16 protein-coding genes and 1 pseudogene are annotated in these 20,294 nt (G+C 71.5%); 16 read left to right on the top strand and 1 reads right to left on the bottom strand.

What is annotated here, in order from left to right; translation table 11 throughout:
• The first annotated feature begins 181 nt into the window (after positions 1–181).
• From ACZ4N4_RS06875 to ACZ4N4_RS06850, 6 genes are all read left to right on the top strand, one after another.
• On the top strand, positions 182–802 hold the full coding sequence (locus tag ACZ4N4_RS06875) for a CGNR zinc finger domain-containing protein (protein WP_453571680.1): 621 nt from the start codon (positions 182–184) through the stop codon (positions 800–802).
• Positions 803–1,212: 410 nt separating this feature from the next.
• Positions 1,213–1,734, top strand: coding sequence for a sigma-70 family RNA polymerase sigma factor (locus ACZ4N4_RS06870; protein WP_010039908.1), 522 nt, complete (start codon positions 1,213–1,215; stop codon positions 1,732–1,734).
• Positions 1,735–1,793: 59 nt separating this feature from the next.
• Positions 1,794–2,555 (top strand): anti-sigma factor family protein, encoded by a 762-nt coding sequence (locus tag ACZ4N4_RS06865; RefSeq protein WP_453571683.1) that lies wholly within the window; start codon positions 1,794–1,796, stop codon positions 2,553–2,555.
• 60 nt (positions 2,556–2,615) lie between these two features.
• On the top strand, positions 2,616–4,955 hold the full coding sequence (locus ACZ4N4_RS06860; RefSeq protein ID WP_467585205.1) for a HelD family protein: 2,340 nt from the start codon (positions 2,616–2,618) through the stop codon (positions 4,953–4,955).
• A 325-nt stretch (positions 4,956–5,280) separates the two neighbouring features.
• Complete coding sequence (locus ACZ4N4_RS06855; protein WP_450756339.1) at positions 5,281–6,684, top strand: NAD-dependent malic enzyme; 1,404 nt, start codon at positions 5,281–5,283, stop codon at positions 6,682–6,684.
• A gap of 331 nt (positions 6,685–7,015) precedes the next feature.
• Entirely contained in the window at positions 7,016–7,297 is a 282-nt protein-coding gene (locus tag ACZ4N4_RS06850) for an HU family DNA-binding protein (protein WP_089106629.1), read from the top strand.
• Positions 7,298–7,535: 238 nt separating this feature from the next.
• On the opposite strand, the gene murA is transcribed toward ACZ4N4_RS06850, so the two are convergent.
• On the bottom strand, positions 7,536–8,876 hold the full coding sequence (gene murA, locus ACZ4N4_RS06845) for a UDP-N-acetylglucosamine 1-carboxyvinyltransferase (RefSeq protein ID WP_453571688.1): 1,341 nt from the start codon (positions 8,874–8,876) through the stop codon (positions 7,536–7,538).
• A gap of 252 nt (positions 8,877–9,128) precedes the next feature.
• Between murA and ACZ4N4_RS06840 the strand changes: the two genes are divergently transcribed.
• The 10 genes and pseudogenes from ACZ4N4_RS06840 to ACZ4N4_RS06795 all read left to right on the top strand — a co-directional run bounded on the left by ACZ4N4_RS06840 (position 9,129) and on the right by ACZ4N4_RS06795 (position 20,281).
• A complete protein-coding gene (locus ACZ4N4_RS06840; protein ID WP_453571691.1) occupies positions 9,129–9,701 on the top strand; it encodes a YqgE/AlgH family protein in 573 nt (190 codons plus the stop codon).
• Positions 9,702–9,753: 52 nt separating this feature from the next.
• Entirely contained in the window at positions 9,754–10,035 is a 282-nt protein-coding gene (locus tag ACZ4N4_RS06835; RefSeq protein WP_351701319.1) for a DUF3039 domain-containing protein, read from the top strand.
• Positions 10,036–10,354: 319 nt separating this feature from the next.
• A pseudogene (locus ACZ4N4_RS06830) lies at positions 10,355–10,486 on the top strand (sugar ABC transporter permease); the annotation flags it as partial.
• Between the two features lie 5 nt (positions 10,487–10,491).
• Positions 10,492–11,337, top strand: a complete 846-nt coding sequence (locus ACZ4N4_RS06825; protein WP_467585200.1) for a carbohydrate ABC transporter permease — start codon at positions 10,492–10,494, stop codon at positions 11,335–11,337.
• Position 11,338: 1 nt separating this feature from the next.
• A complete protein-coding gene (locus ACZ4N4_RS06820) occupies positions 11,339–13,003 on the top strand; it encodes a beta-N-acetylhexosaminidase (RefSeq protein WP_467585198.1) in 1,665 nt (554 codons plus the stop codon).
• A gap of 346 nt (positions 13,004–13,349) precedes the next feature.
• The gene (locus tag ACZ4N4_RS06815; protein WP_360489483.1) at positions 13,350–14,243 is read left to right on the top strand and encodes an FAD binding domain-containing protein; all 894 of its coding nucleotides are present in this window, start codon (positions 13,350–13,352) and stop codon (positions 14,241–14,243) included.
• The gene (locus ACZ4N4_RS06810; RefSeq protein WP_467585195.1) at positions 14,240–16,090 is read left to right on the top strand and encodes a (2Fe-2S)-binding protein; all 1,851 of its coding nucleotides are present in this window, start codon (positions 14,240–14,242) and stop codon (positions 16,088–16,090) included. The genes ACZ4N4_RS06815 and ACZ4N4_RS06810 overlap by 4 nt, the downstream gene beginning before the upstream one ends.
• Positions 16,087–18,399 (top strand): xanthine dehydrogenase family protein molybdopterin-binding subunit, encoded by a 2,313-nt coding sequence (locus tag ACZ4N4_RS06805; RefSeq protein ID WP_467585192.1) that lies wholly within the window; start codon positions 16,087–16,089, stop codon positions 18,397–18,399. The genes ACZ4N4_RS06810 and ACZ4N4_RS06805 overlap by 4 nt, the downstream gene beginning before the upstream one ends.
• Positions 18,400–18,401: 2 nt before the next feature.
• A complete protein-coding gene (locus tag ACZ4N4_RS06800; protein WP_467585358.1) occupies positions 18,402–18,932 on the top strand; it encodes an AAA family ATPase in 531 nt (176 codons plus the stop codon).
• Positions 18,933–19,102: 170 nt separating this feature from the next.
• Positions 19,103–20,281: an SUKH-4 family immunity protein gene (locus tag ACZ4N4_RS06795; RefSeq protein WP_467585191.1), complete on the top strand. Its 1,179-nt coding sequence runs from the start codon at positions 19,103–19,105 to the stop codon at positions 20,279–20,281.
• Positions 20,282–20,294: the final 13 nt, after the last annotated feature.

Below are 20,294 nucleotides of genomic sequence, written 5' to 3'. Positions count from 1 at the left end.
GGCGAGGCCCGCCGGGGTATCCGGACCCGACGGGGACGGCCCGCGCCGCACGCACCGGCGTCCCCGCCGGGTGCGGGTCGGACGGGAACCTCGCGGAACACGGGTACGGGGGGTTCCGGCCGCCCGCCGGGCCGGGCACTGTGAGAGGACACGGTTCCCTGTCCTAGGCGGTGGCGGGCACATGGCACTGGGTACGGCGACGGCCCCGTACGAGCTGCGCTTCGACGCCGGGCGGATCTGCCTGGATCTGCTGGCGACCACGCATCCCGGCGAACGGCTCGACGCGCTCGAGCCGTTGCGGGCCTGGATCACCGGCTCCGGACTCGTCCCGCCGGGCACCCCGCTGGCCCACGCCGACACCGGCTGGCTGGTCGCGTTCCGTGAACTGAGGGGACATGTGGGTCAGTTGGTGCGCGAACGGAACACCGGCCGGAACGGCGTCCGGAGCAACACCCGTCCCCGGTCGTACGACTTCGCGCTCGCCGGCGTCAACGACCTCGCCCGCGCCGCCGCACCCCCGGCGCCGCGCGCCGTACCCGGCGCGGACGGCTTCCTGGTGCGGGAGTTGGCGGGGCCGCCCGAGTGCGCCGCGCTGCTCTCGGCCGTCGCCCGGGACGCCGTGGAACTGCTCACCGACCCCGTCGCACGGGCGGCCGTCCGGGAGTGCGAGGGCGACAACTGCCCCATCGTCTACCTGGACACCTCCCGCGGACGCAGACGCCGCTGGTGCTCCAGCGAAATCTGCGGCAACCGCGAACGGGTGGCCCGCCACCGCCGCCGCGCGGCCCTCGCCCGAGCGTGAGCATGGGCGTGAGCGTCGGCATGGGCATGGGTATCGGCATGACCGCCGAGCGGTCCTCAGTCGACCCGGCCTCCTCAACCGCCGTCCCTTTTGCGCTATATGCCGGATCTTCATCGAAGCTCCCCGAAAGTGATTTCGACAACATTCGGTTTGTCCGTGGCAACCCTCGGGCAACGCTCGGGCGTTCGGCGATGTGTCGGAAATGTAAAGATCACGCGGTGGGAATGTGGGGTCATGTCCCGCTCGTCATGTCACCTCGCGGAAAAATGTGAGGCCTTGTTGAACACACCGCGAGTCACTTCCGTACCGGTGGGGGAGCGACCGACTGGGGGAACCCCCGGACACCGGAGGTGGGCGTGCGCAAGGATGCGGCCGTGGCCAATGAACGTGGATCGAGGGCCCGACATCGCATGTCCCAGCCCTCGGAGCCTGATGAGGAGCTGATGCGTGCCCTCTACCGAGAGCACGCCGGACCTCTCCTTGCGTATGTCCTTCGGCTGGTCGCCGGTGATCGGCAACGCGCCGAGGACGTCGTGCAAGAGACACTCATCCGTGCCTGGAAGAACGCCGGCCAGCTCAATCGAGCGACCGGATCGGTACGCCCCTGGCTGGTGACGGTCGCTCGCCGCATCGTCATCGACGGTCACCGCAGCCGGCAGGCCCGGCCGCAGGAGGTCGATCCGTCGCCGCTGGAGGTCATCCCCGCGGAGGACGAGATCGACAAGGCGCTGTGGCTGATGACGCTGTCTGACGCGCTCGACGACCTGACCCCGGCCCACCGGGAGGTGCTCGTCGAGACGTATTTCAAGGGGCGTACCGTCAACGAGGCGGCCGAAACGCTGGGTATACCCAGCGGCACCGTGCGCTCACGGGTGTTCTATGCCCTGCGGTCCATGAAGCTGGCACTGGAGGAGCGGGGGGTGACGGCGTGATGAGTGTGTACGGGGGACACGGCGGGTTCGGCACAGGTGGTTCGGGTATGTCTGGTGCTATGCAGGAATCTCCGGTTCCCAATGAGCACGAGACGGTCGGCGCGTATGCGCTGGGGATTCTCGACGACGCCGAGGCAACCGCTTTCGAGGCCCATCTGGCCGGGTGCGAGTGGTGCGCCCAGCAGCTCGACGAGCTGGCCGGAATGGAGCCCATGCTGGCGGCCCTGGCCGATCTGCCGGGTTCCGGATCCACGCCGTCCATCGGCGAGTCGCTGTCCGCCAAACCCAGCCCTCGGATGGTCGAGAAGCTGGTCGTGGAGGTCGCCGACAAGCGGAAGGTCCGCACCCGGCGCAGCCTCTTCGGCCTGGCGGCCTCGGTCGTGCTGATCGCCGGCGGCACCGCGGCCGGCGTGGCGCTGAGCGGATCGGACAGCGGCGGCGGCACGGACATGGCCATGGGGCCTGCCCAGACGGCCTTCCAGACGATGTCCGACAAGAAGACGGCCACGGACCCGGCGACCCACGTCACCGCGACCGTCGCCGTCGAGAAGAAGGACTGGGGCACCCACGCGGTCCTCCAGCTCAAGAACGTCACCGGCCCGAAGAAGTGCTCGCTGATCGCCGTCGGCAAGAACGGCGAGCGTGAGACGGTGACCTCCTGGTCCGTTCCGACCTGGGGATACGGCATCACGGACGCCAAGTCGGAGAAGGCCAAGGAGCCCCTCTACGTACACGGCGGCGCGGCCTTCGCCCCCAATCAGATCGACCACTTCGAGGTCATGACGTTCGACGGCAAGAAGCTGGTCTCGGTCAGCGCGTAGCTTCGGCGGGCCCCCTTCGCGTACGGTTGACGGCTGCCCAGCACGTCAGAAGGGGGCCCGGTGGCCGCTCAGGCTCAACAATCCGCGGTCGGCCCTCACGGCTCGGAACAGGACTCCGCTCAGGACTCCGTTCGGGACCGTGAGATCAGCGTCGAACAGGAACACCTCGACCGGGTGTACCAGCGCCTCGAGGAGAAGATCCACGAGGCGGAATTCCTCATGAACGACGCGGCCAAGCGCGGCCAGGTGGGCACGCCCGGCGCGCTCGCCGAGCGGGACGCGCAGGTGTTCCGCGCGGGCGTCCACCTCAACCGGCTCAACAACGAGTTCGAGGACTTCCTCTTCGGCCGGATCGACCTGCTCCTCGGCAAGGACGGCAAGAAGGGCCCGGACGGCGCCTACACCGCCGTGGAGCCCGCCGAGGGCGCGGTCCGCGCGGACCACACCGCCGACATCGCCGAGACCCTGCACATCGGCCGGATCGGCGTCCTCGACCAGGACTACGCCCCGCTGGTCATCGACTGGCGGGCACCGGCCGCCGCGCCGTTCTACAGGTCCACTCCGGTGGATCCCGGGCGTGTCGTACGACGCCGGGTGATCCGTTCCAAGGGCCGCCGGGTCCTCGGGGTCGAGGACGACCTGATGCGCCCGGAGCTGACCGCCTTCCTGGACGGCGACACCCTGCCCGTCATCGGCGACGGCGCCCTGATGGCCGCCCTCGGCCAGGCCCGCACCCACTCCATGCGGGACATCGTCGCCTCCATCCAGGCCGAGCAGGACCTGGTCATCCGTGCCCCCGCCGCCTCCGTGACCTACGTCGAGGGCGGCCCCGGGACGGGTAAGACGGCCGTGGCGCTGCACCGCGCCGCCTACCTGCTCTACCAGGACCGGCGCCGGTACGCGGGCGGCATCCTGATCGTCTCCCCGACCCCGCTGCTGGTCGCGTACACCGAAGGGGTCCTCCCGTCCCTCGGCGAGGAGGGCCAGGTCGCCATCCGCGCCATCGGCTCCCTCGTCGACGGCGCCGAGGCGACCCTGTACGACACGCCGGCCAACGCCCGCGCCAAGGGCTCCTCCCGGATGCTCCGGGTGCTGCGCAAGGCCGCCCGCGGAGCCCTGGAGGTGAACGGTTCACCGACCCGGCTCAGAGTCGTCGCCTTCGGCCGCCGCCTGGAGCTGGAGGCCGAGGAACTCGACCGCATCAGACACAACGCGCTCGGCGGCACGGCCCCCGTCAACCTGCTGCGGCCCCGGGCCCGCAGGCTCCTGCTGGACGCCCTGTGGGCCCGCTCCGGCGCGGCCGGCCGGCACAGCGACCCGGAGCTGGCCGCCGAGCTGCGCTCCTCCTTCGACGAGGACATCGTCACGGAGGACTCCTTCATCGGGTTCCTCGACGCCTGGTGGCCCGAGCTGACCCCGCAGGCGGTCCTCACCGCGATGGCCGACGAGCGCCGCCTGGGCCGCTGGGCCCGCCGCATCCTCAACCCCGGCGAGGTCCGCAGGGTCGCCCGCTCCCTGCGCCGGGACGGCCACTCCGTGCACGACATCGCCATGCTCGACGAGCTCGAGGCCATCCTCGGCGCCCCGGTCCGCCCCAGGAAGAAGCGCGAACTGGACCCGCTGGACCAGCTCACCGGCCTGGAGGAGCTGATGCCGACGCGCGAGGAGTCCCAGCGCGAGCGTGCCGAACGGCTCGCCCAGGAGCGCGTCGAGTACGCCCACGTCATCGTCGACGAGGCGCAGGACCTCACCCCCATGCAGTGGCGGATGGTCGGCCGCCGCGGCCGGCACGCCACCTGGACGGTGGTCGGCGACCCCGCCCAGTCCTCCTGGTCCGACCCGGACGAGGCGGCCGAGGCCCGGGACGAGGCCCTCGGCAGCCGCCCGCGGCGCCGCTTCGAGCTCACCGTGAACTACCGCAACCCGGCGGAGATCGCCGAGCTCGCGGCCAGGGTGCTGGCGCTCGCCATGCCCGGCTCCAAGTCCCCGTCGGCGGTCCGCTCCACCGGGGTCGAGCCGCGTTTCGTGGTGGCGGACAACGGACACGGCACGGGCGCCCGCGACTCGCTGGAGAAGACCGTCCGGGCGGCGGCCGAGCAGCTTCTCGACCGGGTCGACGGCACGGTCGGCGTGGTCGTGGCCATGGACCGGCGCGCCGAGGCCGCCCGCTGGCTCGCCGGGCTCGGCGACCGGGTGGTGGCCCTGGGCAGCCTGGAGGCCAAGGGCCTGGAGTACGACGCGACGGTCGTCGTGTCGCCCGCCGAGATCGCCGACGAGTCCCCGGCCGGGCTGCGCGTGCTGTACGTGGCCCTCACCCGGGCGACCCAGCAGCTGACGGTGGTCTCGGGGGAGCGGGACGAGCCGGACGCGGCTGGGGTGCCGGACCTGCTCAGGGAGTGAACGCGGGGCCGTTCGGCTGGAGGTTTCCTGTGAAGTCCGCGGACGGGAATGGCCTTAGGGGATCTGTTTGTTAGCCTTGTCGTGACACCGGCTCGATCCAAGCCCCCGGGCCCAACCTTCGTCGCTACGAGCGACCACTTGCCGCGAGGCGAGCATGGCGGGCCGGTGTCATGAACGTCGAAGAGGCCCACGTCACGCTGTGATGTGGGCCTCTTTTTCGTGCGAACAATACGCACGAAACCAGGCCCCGCTACCGCCTACCCGGCGGTAGGTGCGACGATCGGACGGCACAACTCGCTACACGGTGAAACGAAGGAAGTCGGCCATGGCAACGGCGCCCAGCGTCTCCTACTCGATGACCATCCGGCTGGAGGTGCCCGCGAGCGGAACCGCCGTCTCGCAGCTCACCACCGCCGTGGAGTCCTCCGGAGGCTCGGTCACCGGCCTCGACGTCACCGCGTCCGGCCACGAGAAGCTCCGTATCGACGTCACCATCGCTGCCAGCTCGACCGCCCACGCCGACCAGATCGTCGGGCAGCTCCGCGAGATCGAGGGCGTCACCCTCGGCAAGGTCTCGGACCGTACGTTCCTCATGCACCTCGGCGGCAAGATCGAGATGCAGTCCAAGCACCCCATCCGCAACCGTGACGACCTCTCCATGATCTACACCCCGGGCGTGGCCCGCGTGTGCATGGCGATCGCGGAGAACCCCGAGGACGCGCGCCGCCTCACCATCAAGCGCAACTCCGTTGCGGTCGTGACGGACGGCTCGGCGGTCCTGGGCCTCGGCAACATCGGCCCGAAGGCCGCGCTGCCCGTCATGGAGGGCAAGGCGGCCCTCTTCAAGCGGTTCGCGGGCATCGACGCGTGGCCGCTGTGCCTGGACACCCAGGACACCGACGCGATCGTCGAGATCGTCAAGGCGATCGCCCCCGGGTTCGCCGGCATCAACCTGGAGGACATCTCCGCGCCGCGCTGCTTCGAGATCGAGGCGCGCCTGCGGGAGGCCCTCGACATCCCCGTCTTCCACGACGACCAGCACGGCACCGCGATCGTCGTCCTCGCCGCCCTGACCAACGCACTTCGCTGCACCGGCAAGGCGATCGAGAACATCCGGGTCGTCATGTCCGGCGCCGGCGCGGCCGGTACGGCCATCCTGAAGCTGCTGATCGCGGCCGGCGTGAAGAACGCTGTCGTCGCCGACATCCGCGGTGTCGTGCACTCCGCCCGCGAGGACCTGGTGGAGGCCCCGGCCGACTCGCCGCTGCGCTGGATCGCCGACAACACCAACCCCGAGGACCTCACCGGCACGCTGAAGGAGGCCGTGCGGGGCGCGGACGTCTTCATCGGCGTCTCGGCCCCGAACGTCCTCGACGGCGACGACGTGGCCGCCATGGCCGACGACGCCATCGTGTTCGCACTCGCGAACCCGGACCCCGAGGTGGACCCGGCGATCGCCCGCCAGACGGCCGCCGTGGTCGCCACCGGCCGCTCCGACTTCCCCAACCAGATCAACAACGTGCTGGTCTTCCCGGGCGTCTTCCGCGGCCTCCTGGACGCGCAGTCCCGGACGGTGAACACGGACATGATGCTCGCGGCCGCGAAGGCCCTCGCCGACGTGGTCACCGAGGACGAGCTGAACCCGAACTACATCATTCCGAGCGTCTTCAACGAGAAGGTCGCGGGAGCGGTGGCGGGCGCGGTGCGGGAGGCCGCGAAGGGCGCGTAAGCGCCCCTTCAGGGCGCCCCGTCAGGGACGCGGGGCTGTGTCGATGTGCGGCTACCGCCGCGTGGGGCGACAAGCCCCCACCGGAACCAGAACGCGACGCGCCCGCATGATTGCGGGGGTCTGGGGGCAGCAGCCCCCAGTAAACGTCTGTGAAACATGCCACGCCATCCGATCGGCGCGTCGTGAAACCCCCCCTTCGGGCCCCCCGTAGGGTATGGGCGGCAACGGATTGGCGTTCCCGCCGCAGGTGGGGGCAGGATGCGTCCCGGCCCAACATGCGGCTCCGCCGCGTGGCACGCCTCCATGGCAAGAAGAACACGGGAGTAACAACATGAACCGCAGTGAGCTGGTGGCCGCGCTGGCCGACCGTGCCGAGGTGACTCGCAAGGACGCCGACGCCGTGCTGGCCGCGTTCGCCGACGTCGTCGGCGACATCGTCTCCAAGGGCGACGAGAAGGTCACCATCCCCGGCTTCCTGACCTTCGAGCGCACCCACCGTGCCGCTCGCACCGCGCGCAACCCGCAGACCGGCGAGCCGATCAACATCCCCGCCGGCTACAGCGTGAAGGTCTCCGCGGGCTCGAAGCTGAAGGAATCCGCGAAGGGCAAGTGACCTTGCCTTCCGTAGGCCACGGGACGGCGTACGGCGTGTAACACGACGATGGGGCGGCCCCTCCACCAGGGGCCGCCCCATCGTCGTACCTACTACGGGCGTCAGCCGAGCGCCTTGCCCGGCAGTTCGACCTTCGCGCCGAGCTCCACGAGCTTCTCCATGCTGTGTCTGCCCGGGGGCGACCCCCGGACCCCCGGCCGGGAGGGCGCCGCCCGGGGCCGGGGTCAGGAGGTCGCGGTCAGCCGAGCGCCTTGCCCGGCAGTTCGACCTTCGCGCCGAGCTCCACGAGCTTCTCCATGAAGTTCTCGTAGCCGCGGTTGATGAGGTCGATGCCGTGGACCCGGGACGTGCCTTGGGCCGCGAGGGCCGCGATCAGGTACGAGAAGCCGCCGCGCAGGTCGGGGATGACCAGGTCGGCGCCCTGGAGCTTGGTCGGCCCGGAGACGACCGCGGAGTGCAGGAAGTTGCGCTGCCCGAAGCGGCAGGCCGCGCCGCCCAGGCACTCGCGGTAGAGCTGGATGTGCGCACCCATCTGGTTCAGCGCCGAGGTGAAGCCGAGCCGCGACTCGTACACCGTCTCGTGCACGATCGACAGGCCCGTCGCCTGGGTCAGGGCGACCACCAGCGGCTGCTGCCAGTCGGTCTGGAAGCCGGGGTGCACGTCCGTCTCCAGGGCGATCGACTTCAGCTGGCCGCCCGGGTGCCAGAAGCGGATGCCCTCGTCGTCGATCTCGAAGGCACCGCCGACCTTGCGGTAGGTGTTCAGGAACGTCATCATCGAGCGCTGCTGGGCGCCCTTGACGTAGATGTTGCCCTCGGTCGCCAGCGCCGCCGACGCCCAGGACGCGGCCTCCAGGCGGTCCGGGAGGGCGCCGTGGTTGTAGCCGCCGAGCTCGTCCACACCGGTGATGCGGATGGTCCGGTCGGTGTCCATCGCGATGATCGCGCCCATCTTCTGCAGCACGCAGATGAGGTCCTCGATCTCCGGCTCGACGGCCGCGTTGGACAACTCCGTGACGCCCTCGGCGAGTACGGCCGTCAGCAGCACCTGCTCGGTCGCGCCGACGGACGGGTACGGCAGCCGGATCTTCGTACCGCGCAGGCGGGTCGGCGCCTCCAGGTACTGCCCGTCGGCCCGCTTCTCGATGGTCGCGCCGAACTGCCGCAGCACGTCGAAGTGGAAGTCGATGGGCCGGCCGCCGATGTCGCAGCCGCCCAGACCCGGGATGAAGGCGTGCCCGAGCCGGTGCAGCAGCGGGCCGCAGAACAGGATCGGGATACGGCTCGAACCCGCGTGGGCATCGATGTCAGCGACGTTCGCGCTCTCCACGTACGTCGGATCCAGCACCAGCTCACCGGGCTCCTCACCCGGACGGACCGTCACCCCGTGCAACTGGAGCAGGCCGCGTACGACACGCACGTCACGGATGTCCGGAACGTTGCGCAGCCGACTCGGCGCACTGCCCAGCAGGGCGGCGACCATGGCCTTCGGTACGAGGTTCTTCGCACCGCGGACCCGGATCTCGCCCTCCAGCGGGGTGCCGCCGTGGACAAGCAGGACATCGTCGTTGACGGTCATGAATCTCGCGTTCCGTGGAGTGGGGCAGGGCCGGAGAGACAGAGTAATCGCCCATCGGTCCCCTGCCGTATGCCCAAGGACCGCCCAGCTACGTCATAGGTGTGTCACAACACGAACGGTTCCTCGTCGGGCACATGGGGTCACCGCGCGTCATCGTGCGCCGGGGGGTGCTTCCTTCCTCCCTGAGCTGCATTCACTCCCACACCCCCGTTGGCTCCCCATGCGAGGGGAAGATGCGGGATCATGTCAGGCATGACCGAGGTGTCCTCGCTCACAGGGCGGCTGCTCGTGGCCACGCCCGCCCTGGCGGACCCGAACTTCGACCGCGCGGTGGTGCTCCTTCTCGACCACGACGAGGAGGGCTCCCTCGGCGTCGTCCTCAACCGGCCCACTCCGGTGGACGTCCGGGACATCCTGGAGGGCTGGGCCGCTCTCACCGGCGACCCCGGGGTCGTCTTCCAGGGCGGCCCGGTGTCGCTGGACTCCGCGCTCGGCGTCGCGGTCATCCCGGGCGGCGGCAACGGCGACCGGGCCCCGCTCGGCTGGCGCCGGGTGCACGGCGCGATCGGCCTGGTCGACCTGGAGGCCCCGCCGGAGCTGCTCGCCTCGGCCCTCGGCTCCCTGCGGATCTTCGCCGGTTACGCCGGCTGGGGCCCCGGCCAGCTGGAGGACGAACTGGTCGAGGGCGCCTGGTACGTCGTCGAGTCGGAACCCGGAGACGTCTCCTCTCCGTCCCCCGAGAGACTCTGGCGCGAGGTGCTCCGCCGCCAGCGCAACGAGCTGGCGATGGTGGCCACCTACCCGGACGACGCCTCGCTCAACTGACGGCGGGCCTTCTCGCAACCGTTGCCCGGGCGCTTCAGTACCCTTGGGCCTTATGAGCACTCTTGAGCCCGAGCGCGGGACTGGTACGGGGACCCTCGTAGAGCCGACGCCACAGGTGTCCCACGGCGACGGCGACCACGAGCGCTTCGCCCACTACGTCCAGAAGGACAAGATCATGGCGAGCGCCCTCGACGGCACCCCCGTCGTGGCGCTGTGCGGCAAGGTGTGGGTACCGGGCCGCGACCCGAAGAAGTACCCCGTGTGCCCCATGTGCAAGGAGATCTACGACTCCATGGGCAGCGGCGGCGACGGCGAGGGCGGCAAGGACAAGTAACACCCCCGGATCTTCCGAGGCCCCGGGCGCGTTTTGGCGTGCTCCGGGGCCTTTGTCGTACCCGCGCGTTGCACAGGGTGCGTCCGCCGGTCACAGAGTGGTCGAGACCTCTTGTCGGCATGCTCATGTTGTCCCTACGCTCCGTGGTGTTGCGCAGAGCGAAACCGTCGTTGCGCATGTTGCAACGGATGGGCGCAGTGTGTGCAGTGTCTTGAACGCTTACGCTTCAGCACGCTCCGGAGGGTCACTCCATGAAGCTCCCCGTCCCCGCATTCCTTTGACGGGCCCGAAGTCCGGGTGCGCAGGCCGCCAGAACAGGGCGGCGACGCAGGCCTTCGCCTCCTCGCAGTACGGACTCGGCGCCGCCATCGGCGTGGTCACGCTGCTGGTCCTGCTCGGCGTGACCCTCGGCTATCTGCGGCTGCTGCGCCGCCAGGGGGAGGAGCTGTGACCGTCGTGAATCTTGTGCGCGGGTCGATACGCCGGCCGGGGCGGCTGGCCGCCGAGACGGCGGCGCTGGCGATCGCGTTCGTGGTCGCCTTCCCGCTGTACTGGATGGTGCTGGGCGCCTTCGAACCGTCCGGTGAGATCGAGTCCGACCGGCCCCGGCCATGGACTCTCGCGCCCTCGACGGACTCCTTCCGGCGGGTCTTCGGGCAGCAGGAATTCGGCCGCTACTTCGTCAACAGCCTTGTCGTGGCGGGCAGTGTGGTCATCGTCTCGGCGCTGATCGCCTTTCTCGCCGCGACCGCCGTGACACGATTCCGGTTCCGCTTCCGGACCACCCTGCTGATCATGTTTCTGGTGGCTCAGATGGTGCCCGTGGAGGCCCTCACCATCCCCTTGTTCTTCCAGATGCGGGCCTTCGGTCTGCTGAACACGCTGGGCTCGCTGATCCTGCCCCACATCGCCTTCTCGCTGCCCTTCGCGATCTGGATGCTGCGGGGGTTCGTGAAAGGGGTGCCTCAGGCGCTGGAGGAGGCCGCCTACATCGACGGGGCGAGCCGGTCGCGCTTTCTCTGGCAGATCCTTTTCCCGCTCGTGCTGCCCGGTCTGGTGGCCACGAGCGTGTTTTCCTTCATCTCCGCCTGGAACGACTTCCTCTTCGCCAAGTCCTTCATCATCAGCGACACTTCGCAGTCCACGCTGCCGATGGCGCTGCTGGTGTTCCTCAAGCCCGACGACCCGGACTGGGGCGGGGTCATGGCGGCCTCCACGGTGATGACGATTCCGGTGCTGGTGTTCTTCGTACTCGTACAGCGACGGCTGGTCTCCGGACTGGGCGGAGCGGTCAAGGACTGACATGACTTCCGAAGTGGATCTGATTCCGGCACCGCGCGCGGTCGAGGGACCGATGCGATGCGGTGTCCTGTTCGACGCGGACACCACCCTGTGGGCCGCCCCGGGCACCGAGGGGACCGAACGCTGGCTGCGTTCGACCCTCGGCGCGGCCCTCGGGCTGCCGCTGCGGCCCGGCACCGAGGACGCCCGCGACTCCGTACGGCTGTGCCTGGACGACTCGCTGGAGCCCGAGGCGTACCGGTTGAGCGTGATCGCGAATTGGGGGGTCGAGATCCGCGGCGGCGGTCCGGCCGGGGTCTTCTGGGGCGCCCAGACCTTGCGCCAGCTGCTGGGGCCGGAGGCCTTCCGCCGAGCGCCCGTGCGCCCCGGGATCCGGTACGGAATCCCGCACCAGATCATCGAGGACGCCCCCCGATTCCGCTGGCGCGGCCTCATGCTCGACGTCGCCCGGCACTTCATGCCCAAGGAAGGCGTCCTGCGCTACCTGGATCTCATGGCGGCGCACAAACTCAACGTCTTCCACTTCCATCTGACGGACGACCAGGGCTGGCGCATCCAGATCGACCGCCACCCCCGGCTCACCGAGGTCGGCTCCTGGCGGCCCCGCACGAAATTCGGCCACCGGGCCTCACCGCTGTGGGAGGAGAAGCCGCACGGCGGCCACTACACCCGGGACGACATCCGGGAGATCGTCGCCTACGCGGCCGCACGGCATATCACGGTCGTCCCCGAAATCGACGTGCCCGGCCACTCGCAGGCCGCCATCGCCGCGTATCCGGAACTCGGCAACACCGACGTCATCACTGCCTCCATCGCAGGGGGCTCCGCCCTCTCGGTCTGGGACTCCTGGGGGATCTCTCCGAACGTACTCGCCCCCACCGACAACACCCTGCGCTTCTACGAGGGGGTGTTCGAGGAAGTGCTGGAGCTGTTCCCGGCCGATGCCGCCGAGTTCTCGGCGTTCATTCACATCGGCGGCGACGAATGCCCCAAGGACCAGTGGCGGGCCTCGCCGGCCGCCCAGGCGCGGATGAAGGAACTCGGGCTCGCCGACGAGGACGCGTTGCAGTCGTGGTTCATCGGTCACTTCGCCAAGTGGCTTTCCGCGCGCGGGCGCAGACCGATCGGCTGGGACGAGATCCTGGAGGGCGGGATCGCCGAGGGCGCGGCCGTGTCGTCGTGGCGCGGCTACGGCGGCGGGATCGCGGCCGCGCGGGCCGGGCACGACGTCGTCATGTGCCCCGAGCAGCATGTGTACCTGGACCACCGGCAGGCCGCCGGGGCGGACGAGCCCGTGCCGATCGGATACGTCCGCACCCTGGAGGACGTGTACCGGTTCGAGCCCGTTCCACCGGGCCTCGACGCGGCTGAGACAGCTCATGTGCTGGGCACCCAGGCCAACCTCTGGACCGAGGTGATGGAGGACCTCGCGCGCGTGGACTACCAGGCCTTTCCCCGGCTCGCCGCCTTCGCCGAGGTCGCCTGGAGCGCTCTCCCGGCCCCGGGGGAGCGGGACTTCGCCGGTTTCGAGCGCCGTATGGGCGCCCACTACCTGCGTCTGGACGCCCTGGGCGTGGCCTACCGTCCGCCGGCCGGCCCGCTGCCGTGGCAGCGGCGTCCCGGGGTGCCGGGCCGCCCGATCGACGGCCCGCCCCCGAAGCGCTAGCCCCCTGTCCAGGGCCCCCTGCCCGGTCCCTCCCGGGCCCCCTGCCCCGGTCCCCTCCGGGCTCCTCGCCGGCTCCCCCTCGCGGCTCCTCCGGCCCCGCTCCTCGTTCCGAACGCGGAAGGGAAAAAGACCTCAAGGGTCACCGAAGAGTGTCAATCGGTATGCACTGGTGATGGCGTACGAAAACGGACCAAGTTGCCGGTGAGGTGGGCGAATGCCTCCTAGCGGACCCGTGCGTTCGAGGCTTGCGAAGATGTGCCAGAGTTGCCACGTCCGCCCTGTGAGCACGTACCGTACGGCCACACAGGTGGGACCAGGTGGGGGCAGCGGGAAGGGGCAGCCGGTTTTGACCACGCACGCACCGCAGGCGGCGCAGTCCGTCACGCTGCCCACGACACTGAACGAAGCAGTGGCGGCCCTCACCGCCATGCCCGCCGCGGTCCCCGTGGCGGGCGGTACCGACCTGATGGCCGCCGTCAACTCCGGACAGCTCCGGCCCGCCGCCCTGGTCGGCCTCGGCCGGATCAGCGAGATCCGCGGCTGGCAGTACCAGGACGGCAACGCGCTGCTCGGCGCCGGACTCACGCATGCGCGCATGGGCCGTCCCGACTTCGCGGCCCTGATCCCGGCGCTCGCCGCCGCCGCGCGGGCCGCCGGTCCGCCCCACATCCGCAACGCGGGCACCCTGGGCGGCAACATCGCCACGGCCGCGCCCACCGGCGACGCGCTGCCGGTGCTCGCCGCCCTGGAGGCGACGCTGATCATCGCGGGGCCGGGCGGCTCCCGCCGGGAGATCCCGGTGTCGCACCTGCTGGCCGGCGTGGAGATGCTCCGCGGCGGCGAGTTGATCGGCTTCGTGCGCGTGCCGCTGCTGCACGCCCCGCAGGTCTTCCTGAAGGCCACCGGCCGCACCGGCCCCGGCCGCTCGGTGGCCTCCGTGGCGCTCGTCCTCGACCCCGCGCGGCGCGGGGTCAGATGCGCCGTCGGAGCCATAGCGCCGATGCCGCTGCGGCCGCTGGAGGCCGAGCAGTGGGTGGCCCGGCTGATCGACTGGGACAACGACCGCGCGCTCGTCCCGGAGGCGCTGCACGCCTTCGGCGAGTACGTCGCGGCCGCCTGCATCCCCGACCCGGCACCCGAGCCGGACGGCTCGGTGCCCCCGCTTCCGCCTGCCGTACTGCACCTGCGGCGCACTGTCGCCGCGCTGGCCCGACGAGCACTGGGGAGGGCGCTGTCATGACCGACGAACAGCACGGAGAGGGCGCGCCCTCGGGTGGCGGCCGCTGGGACCCGCTGCCCCAGGGCGACTACGACGACGGCGCGACCGCCTTCGTGAAACTCCCCGAGGGCGGCATCGAGGCCCTGCTGTCCGGTGACAGCCCCCTGGCCGCGCCAGGGCACGGCTATGTGCCGCCGCAGATAGCGGTCGCTCCCGACAGCGAGACCTGGGGCGCGTCGGCCGACGGCGGTCAGTGGCCCGACCCGAACGCGGTCCCCCAGGAGCGGGCCGCCGACGACCGGTTCACGTACCAGCCGGCGGCGACCCAGCAGTGGACGTACGAGGAGCCGCCGCCCGCGCCCGGTCACGATGTGACCGGGCAGTGGTCCATTCCGGTCGCGGGCGGTGATGTTCCGGACGAATCGGGCGAGTTCACCACATCCGCGCTCATGGAGCAGTGGGGCGGCACACCGCCGGCGACCCTGCCGGGCGGCGCGTCCGCACCCTGGGCGACCGAGGTCCAGGCCTGGGAGCACCCCACAGAGGCCCCCGGAGCGCCCTCAGGCGCCTCGGCGGGCCACGGTGACACTCAGGCCCCCGCCTTCGCCTCCGGGCCCGCTGAGGCGACTTCTGGGCCCGGCGCGCCCACGGTGGACGAACCGGGCGAACCGGTCGATACGGGCGAACCGCACCGAGTCGGCGAGTCACTTGACGCCGCCGCACGCCGCGACTTCGGCGAGTCGCCCGACCCCGGCGCTCTGTACGCGGGCGGCGGATCGCCTGACCCGGGCGCCCCGCCCGGAGCCGGACGGTTGCGCGCGACCGGCCGGCCGACCGCGCCCGGAGATCCGGCCGACCCCCGTGGACAGACCGCAGTCGGGCGCGAGGCCGCGGCCGGCCATGCGGGCCCCGCGACCGCCACCGGCCCGGCCCGGCCCGGCGAAGGCGACGAACCCCACGACGCGCCCGCCCAGCACCCCACCGGGCGCTTCGACCCGCACCACCCCACCGCCGACCCGCAGACCGCCGACGGCGACGCGCCCGCACAGGGGCCGGCCGCACCCGACGACGAAAGCCGCACGCCAGGCGCGGACGGGACGGAACACGCCGAAGGCGAAGCCGAGGCGCTCGACGACCACCCCCTCGCCTCCTACGTCCTCCGCGTCAACGCCACCGACCGCCCCGTCACCGACGCCTGGATCGGCGAGTCGCTCCTCTACGTCCTGCGTGAACGCCTCGGCCTGGCCGGCGCCAAGGACGGCTGCTCCCAGGGCGAATGCGGCGCCTGCAACGTCCAGGTCGACGGCCGCCTGGTCGCCTCCTGCCTGGTCCCCGCGGTCACCGCGGCCGGCAGCGAGGTCCGCACGGTCGAGGGCCTCGCCCAGGACGGCCGGCCCTCCGACGTCCAACGCGCGCTCGCCCTGCGCGGAGCCGTCCAGTGCGGCTTCTGCGTCCCGGGCATGGCCATGACCGTCCACGACCTGCTGGAAGGCAACCCGGCCCCCACCGAGATGGAGACCCGCCAGGCCCTGTGCGGCAACCTCTGCCGCTGCTCGGGCTACCGGGGCGTCCTGGACGCCGTCCAGGAGGTCGTCGCCGAACGCGAGGCGCACGCCGCCGCCGACGCTGAGACGGACGGCGACGAGGCCCGTATTCCGCATCAGGCGGGACCGGGAGCCGGCGGCGTCAACGCGTCGGCGTTCGACTCGCCGGGCACCTTCGCGTCCCCCGCCCAGCGCGAGCAGTCGTCGTACGACGCCCGGCGCGAGCAGTCGTACGACCAGTCGTACGGCGGTGACCAGACGTTCGGCGACCAGAGTCAGAGCTACGGCGACCAGCCCTACGGCTCGGACGGAGGCCAGGCGTGACCAACGAGACCGTCACCACGACCACCGCCGCGGACAGCGCCGACCCCGTCCCCGAGCCGCTGCCGCACGGCCTCGGCGTGTCGCTGCCGCCCGCCGACGCGCGCGCGAAGACCGAGGGCACCTTCCCGTACGCGGCCGACCTGTGGGCCGAGGGCCTCCTCTGGGCGGCCGTACTGCGCTCCCCGCACCCGCACGCGCGCATCGTGTCGATCGACACCAGCCACGCGCGCGAGATGCCCGGCGTACGGGCCGTCGTCACCCACGAGGACGTCCCCGGCACCCCCCGCCACGGCCGCGGCACCCCGGACCGTCCGGTGTTCGCCGCCGAGGTCGTACGGCACCACGGCGAGCCCATCGCCGCCGTCGCCGCCGACCACCCCGACACGGCCCGGATGGCCGCCGCCGCCGTCATCGTCGAGTACGAGGTGCTCGACCCGGTCATCGACCCCGAGCAGGCCTTCGAAGCCGAGCCGCTGCACCCCGACGGCAACCTGATCCGGCACATCCCACTGCGCCACGGCGACCCGGACGCGGCCGGCGAGGTCGTCGTCGAGGGCCAGTACCGCATCGGCCGCGCCGACCCGGCCCCCATCGGCGCCGAGGCCGGACTCGCCGTGCCCCGCCCCGACGGCGGGGTCGAGCTGTACCTGGCCTCCACCGACCCGCACACCGACCGCAACACGGCCGCCGCCTGTTTCGGCCTGTCGCTCGAACAGGTGAAGATCGTCGTCACCGGCGTGCCGGGCGCCACCGCCGACCGCGAGGACCAGGGCTTCCAGCTGCCGCTCGGCCTGCTCGCCCTGAAGACCGGGTGCCCGGTCAAACTCACCGCCACGCGCGAGGAGTCCTTCCTCGGCCACGCCCACCGCCACCCCACCCTGCTCCGCTACCGGCACCACGCCGACGCCGACGGCAAGCTGGTCAAGGTCGAGGCCCAGATCCTGCTCGACGCCGGCGCCTACGCCGACACCTCCGCCGAGTCCCTGGCCGCCGCCGTCTCCTTCGCCTGCGGCCCCTACGTCGTCCCGAACGCCTTCATCGAGGGCTGGGCCGTACGCACCAACAACCCGCCCTCCGGCCACGTCCGCGGCGAGGGCGCCATGCAGGTGTGCGCCGCCTACGAGGCGCAGATGGACAAGCTGGCGAAGAAACTCGGCATCGACCCCGCCGAGATCCGCCTGCGCAACGCCCTCGCGACCGGCGACGTACTGCCCATCGGCCAGACGGTGACCTGCCCGGCCCCCGTCGCCGAGCTGCTCCAGGCGGTACGGGACTTCCCGCTGCCCGCGCTCCCCAAGGACACCCCCGAGGACGAGTGGCTGCTGCCCGGCGGCCCCGAGGGCGCGGGCGAGCCGGGCGCGGTGCGCCGGGGCGTCGGCTACGGCCTCGGCATGGTCCACATGCTCGGCGCCGAGGGCGCCGACGAGGTCTCGACGGCCACCGTCAAGGTCCACGACGGCATCGCGACCGTGCTCTGCGCGGCCGTGGAGACCGGCCAGGGGTTCACCACCCTGGCCCGCCAGATCGTCCAGGACACCCTCGGTATCGACGAGGTCCACGTGGCACCCGTCGACACCGACCAGCCGCCGGCCGGCCCCGGCTGCCGCGGCCGCCACACCTGGGTCTCCGGCGGAGCCGTCGAACGCGCGGCCAAGATGGTCCGCACCCAGCTCCTCCAGCCCCTCGCCCACAAGTTCGGCATGTCCACCGAACTCCTCCAGATCACCGACGGCAAGATCACGTCGTACGACGGCGTCCTGTCGACCACCGTCACCGAGGCGATGGACGGCAAGGAACTGTGGGCCACCGCACAGTGCCGCCCGCACCCGACCGAGCCGCTGAACGCGGAAGGCCAGGGCGACGCCTTCGTCGGCCTCGCCTTCTGCGCGATCCGCGCGGTCGTCGACGTGGACATCGAACTCGGCTCGGTACGCGTCGTGGAGCTGGCCGTCGCCCAGGACGTGGGCCGGATCCTCAACCCGGCGCAGCTCAACGCGCGGATCGAGGCCGGTGTCACCCAGGGCGTCGGCATCGCGCTCACGGAGAACCTGCGCACCCCGCGCGGGCTGGTCCGCCACCCCGACCTCACCGGATACGCCCTGCCGACCGCCCTCGACGCGCCGGACATCCGGATCGTCAAGCTCGTCGAGGAGCGGGACGTGGTCGCGCCCTTCGGCGCCAAGTCGGTCAGCGCGGTACCGGTCGTGACGTCACCGGCGGCCATCGCCTCCGCCGTCCGCGCGGCGACCGGCCGCCCGGTCAACCGCCTCCCGATCCGCCCGCAGGCCGCGGTGGTCACCGGCCAGTGAGCCTGTCCGGGGTCGTCGTGATCGCGGGGATCATGGCGTCGGGCAAGTCGACGGTCGCCCAGGCGCTCGCCGAAAGGCTTCCGCGGGCGGCCCACGTGCGCGGTGACGTCTTCCGCCGGATGATCGTCTCCGGCCGGGCCGAGTACACACCCGAGGCCGCCGCGGAGGCGACCGCCCAACTCCACCTCCGTTACGACCTGTCGGCGGCGACGGCGGACGCGTACGCGGCGGCCGGCTTCACGGCGATCGTCCAGGACGTGCTGCTGGGCCCCGAGTTGACGTCGTACGTCGAGCGGATCCGCACCCGCCCGCTGTACGTCGTCGTACTCGCCCCCAGCCCCGAGGCGGTGGCGGAGCGGGAGGCGGGGCGGCCGAAGACCGGGTACGGGCCCGCGTGGACGATCGCCGAACTGGACGCGGAACTACGGCTGCGCACCCAGGCGTTGGGTCTGCGGCTGGACACCTCGGCGTTGACCGTGGAACAGACGGTGGCGGCGATTCTCACCGGGACGGAACGGGCGAGGGTCGCCTGACGTCTTTTCCACGGGGCGTTGTCAGTGGCGCGGCGTAGTGTTCTGGGCAGTGGGGACGGCCGTTTCGGAGGGGAAGCCCGAACGGCACACCATGCCCTGCTCAGGACGGCCTACGGCACACCACTCCGACCCACTTGCATTTCCTGAACTCTTTGATCGCGGGGGCAGCGATGAGCACGACCAGCACGACCGGCAGCGGTGCGGCGGCGATCACGCTGACCGAGGCAGAACTGGACCGTTACATCACGCACGAACCGACCCGCATGTGGCTCACCGGCCCCGGACTCCCCGACACCGGCGGCCTGTTGACGTTCGAACCGCTCCGCACGGCCGGCCTGCGCACGCTCGCCGACGTCGCGGACATCACGGCAGGCCCGTCCCGGCTCGCGGAGGAGCTCCGGGACCGGCTGGTGATAGGCGAACTGCTGGCCCCGGCCGGCCTGGACACGGAGTCGATCCTCCTCGACGGCGGCACCGGCGAGATCAGCACGGCGTACCTGGTCGACCCGGCCGACCCGCGCCCGCTGGCGCCCTCGCTGGAGACGCTGCTGCGCTTCGCCGCGGTCACCGAGGAACTGACCGGCCTGCGCGGCCGCTTCGCCTCCCTCGCCGGGACCTACGGCACCAAGGCGGCCACCGAGGCCTCCCGCAAGCTCCTGGAGCTCTTCGAGGAGGACACGGCAGGCCGGGTCCCGCCGTACTGGAAGGCGACGGCACTGATCCGCCCGCTCGGCCTGATCGCGGGCCCCGGCACGGACTCCGGGCTCGCCGTCGACCTGCCGGCCCGGCTGCTGGACCAGGAGTTCGGGCAGGGCCGGGTGGCCCGCTTCGAGGAGGTGGACTTCCCGCCGACGCTCACCCACCTGCCGACCCGCCGTTTCCTGCGCGAGACCGGCCTGCCGGAAAACGCGGTTCTCTTCCACCTCGACCCGGACGCCCCGCTGCCCACCCTCAAGGAGTTCTTCACCGACGTACAGCCGGGCGGCTTCCCCCTGGACGCCCTGCCGCCCCACGCCGACCACCTCATACGCCTCGGCTACCTGGTCGAGGACAACAGCCTGGTCGTGGACGGCACCACGGGCGCGATCCTCAACTTCTCCGAGCCCGAGGCGACCCTCTACCCCCTCAACACGGACATCTCCACGCTCGCCTTCACCCTCTGGCTCCTCCACCACGAGCGCACCATCGACGAGCACCTGGGCCACGAACTCACCACGGAGGCCTACGACCAGCTCGCCGCGACCATGCTCCACACCCTCGCGACCATCGACCCGACCCCCACGACGATGGACGCCGAGTGGCACTACTGGACGGAGCTGTTCCAGGACGAGGCGGGCGGGGTGCTCTGAACGGCAGCTCGGG

The sequence above is a fragment of the Streptomyces sp. NPDC026538 genome, assembly GCF_055567535.1.
The sequence above is the reverse complement of the archived record's forward strand: the minus strand, read 5'-3'. Positions and strand labels throughout refer to the sequence as shown.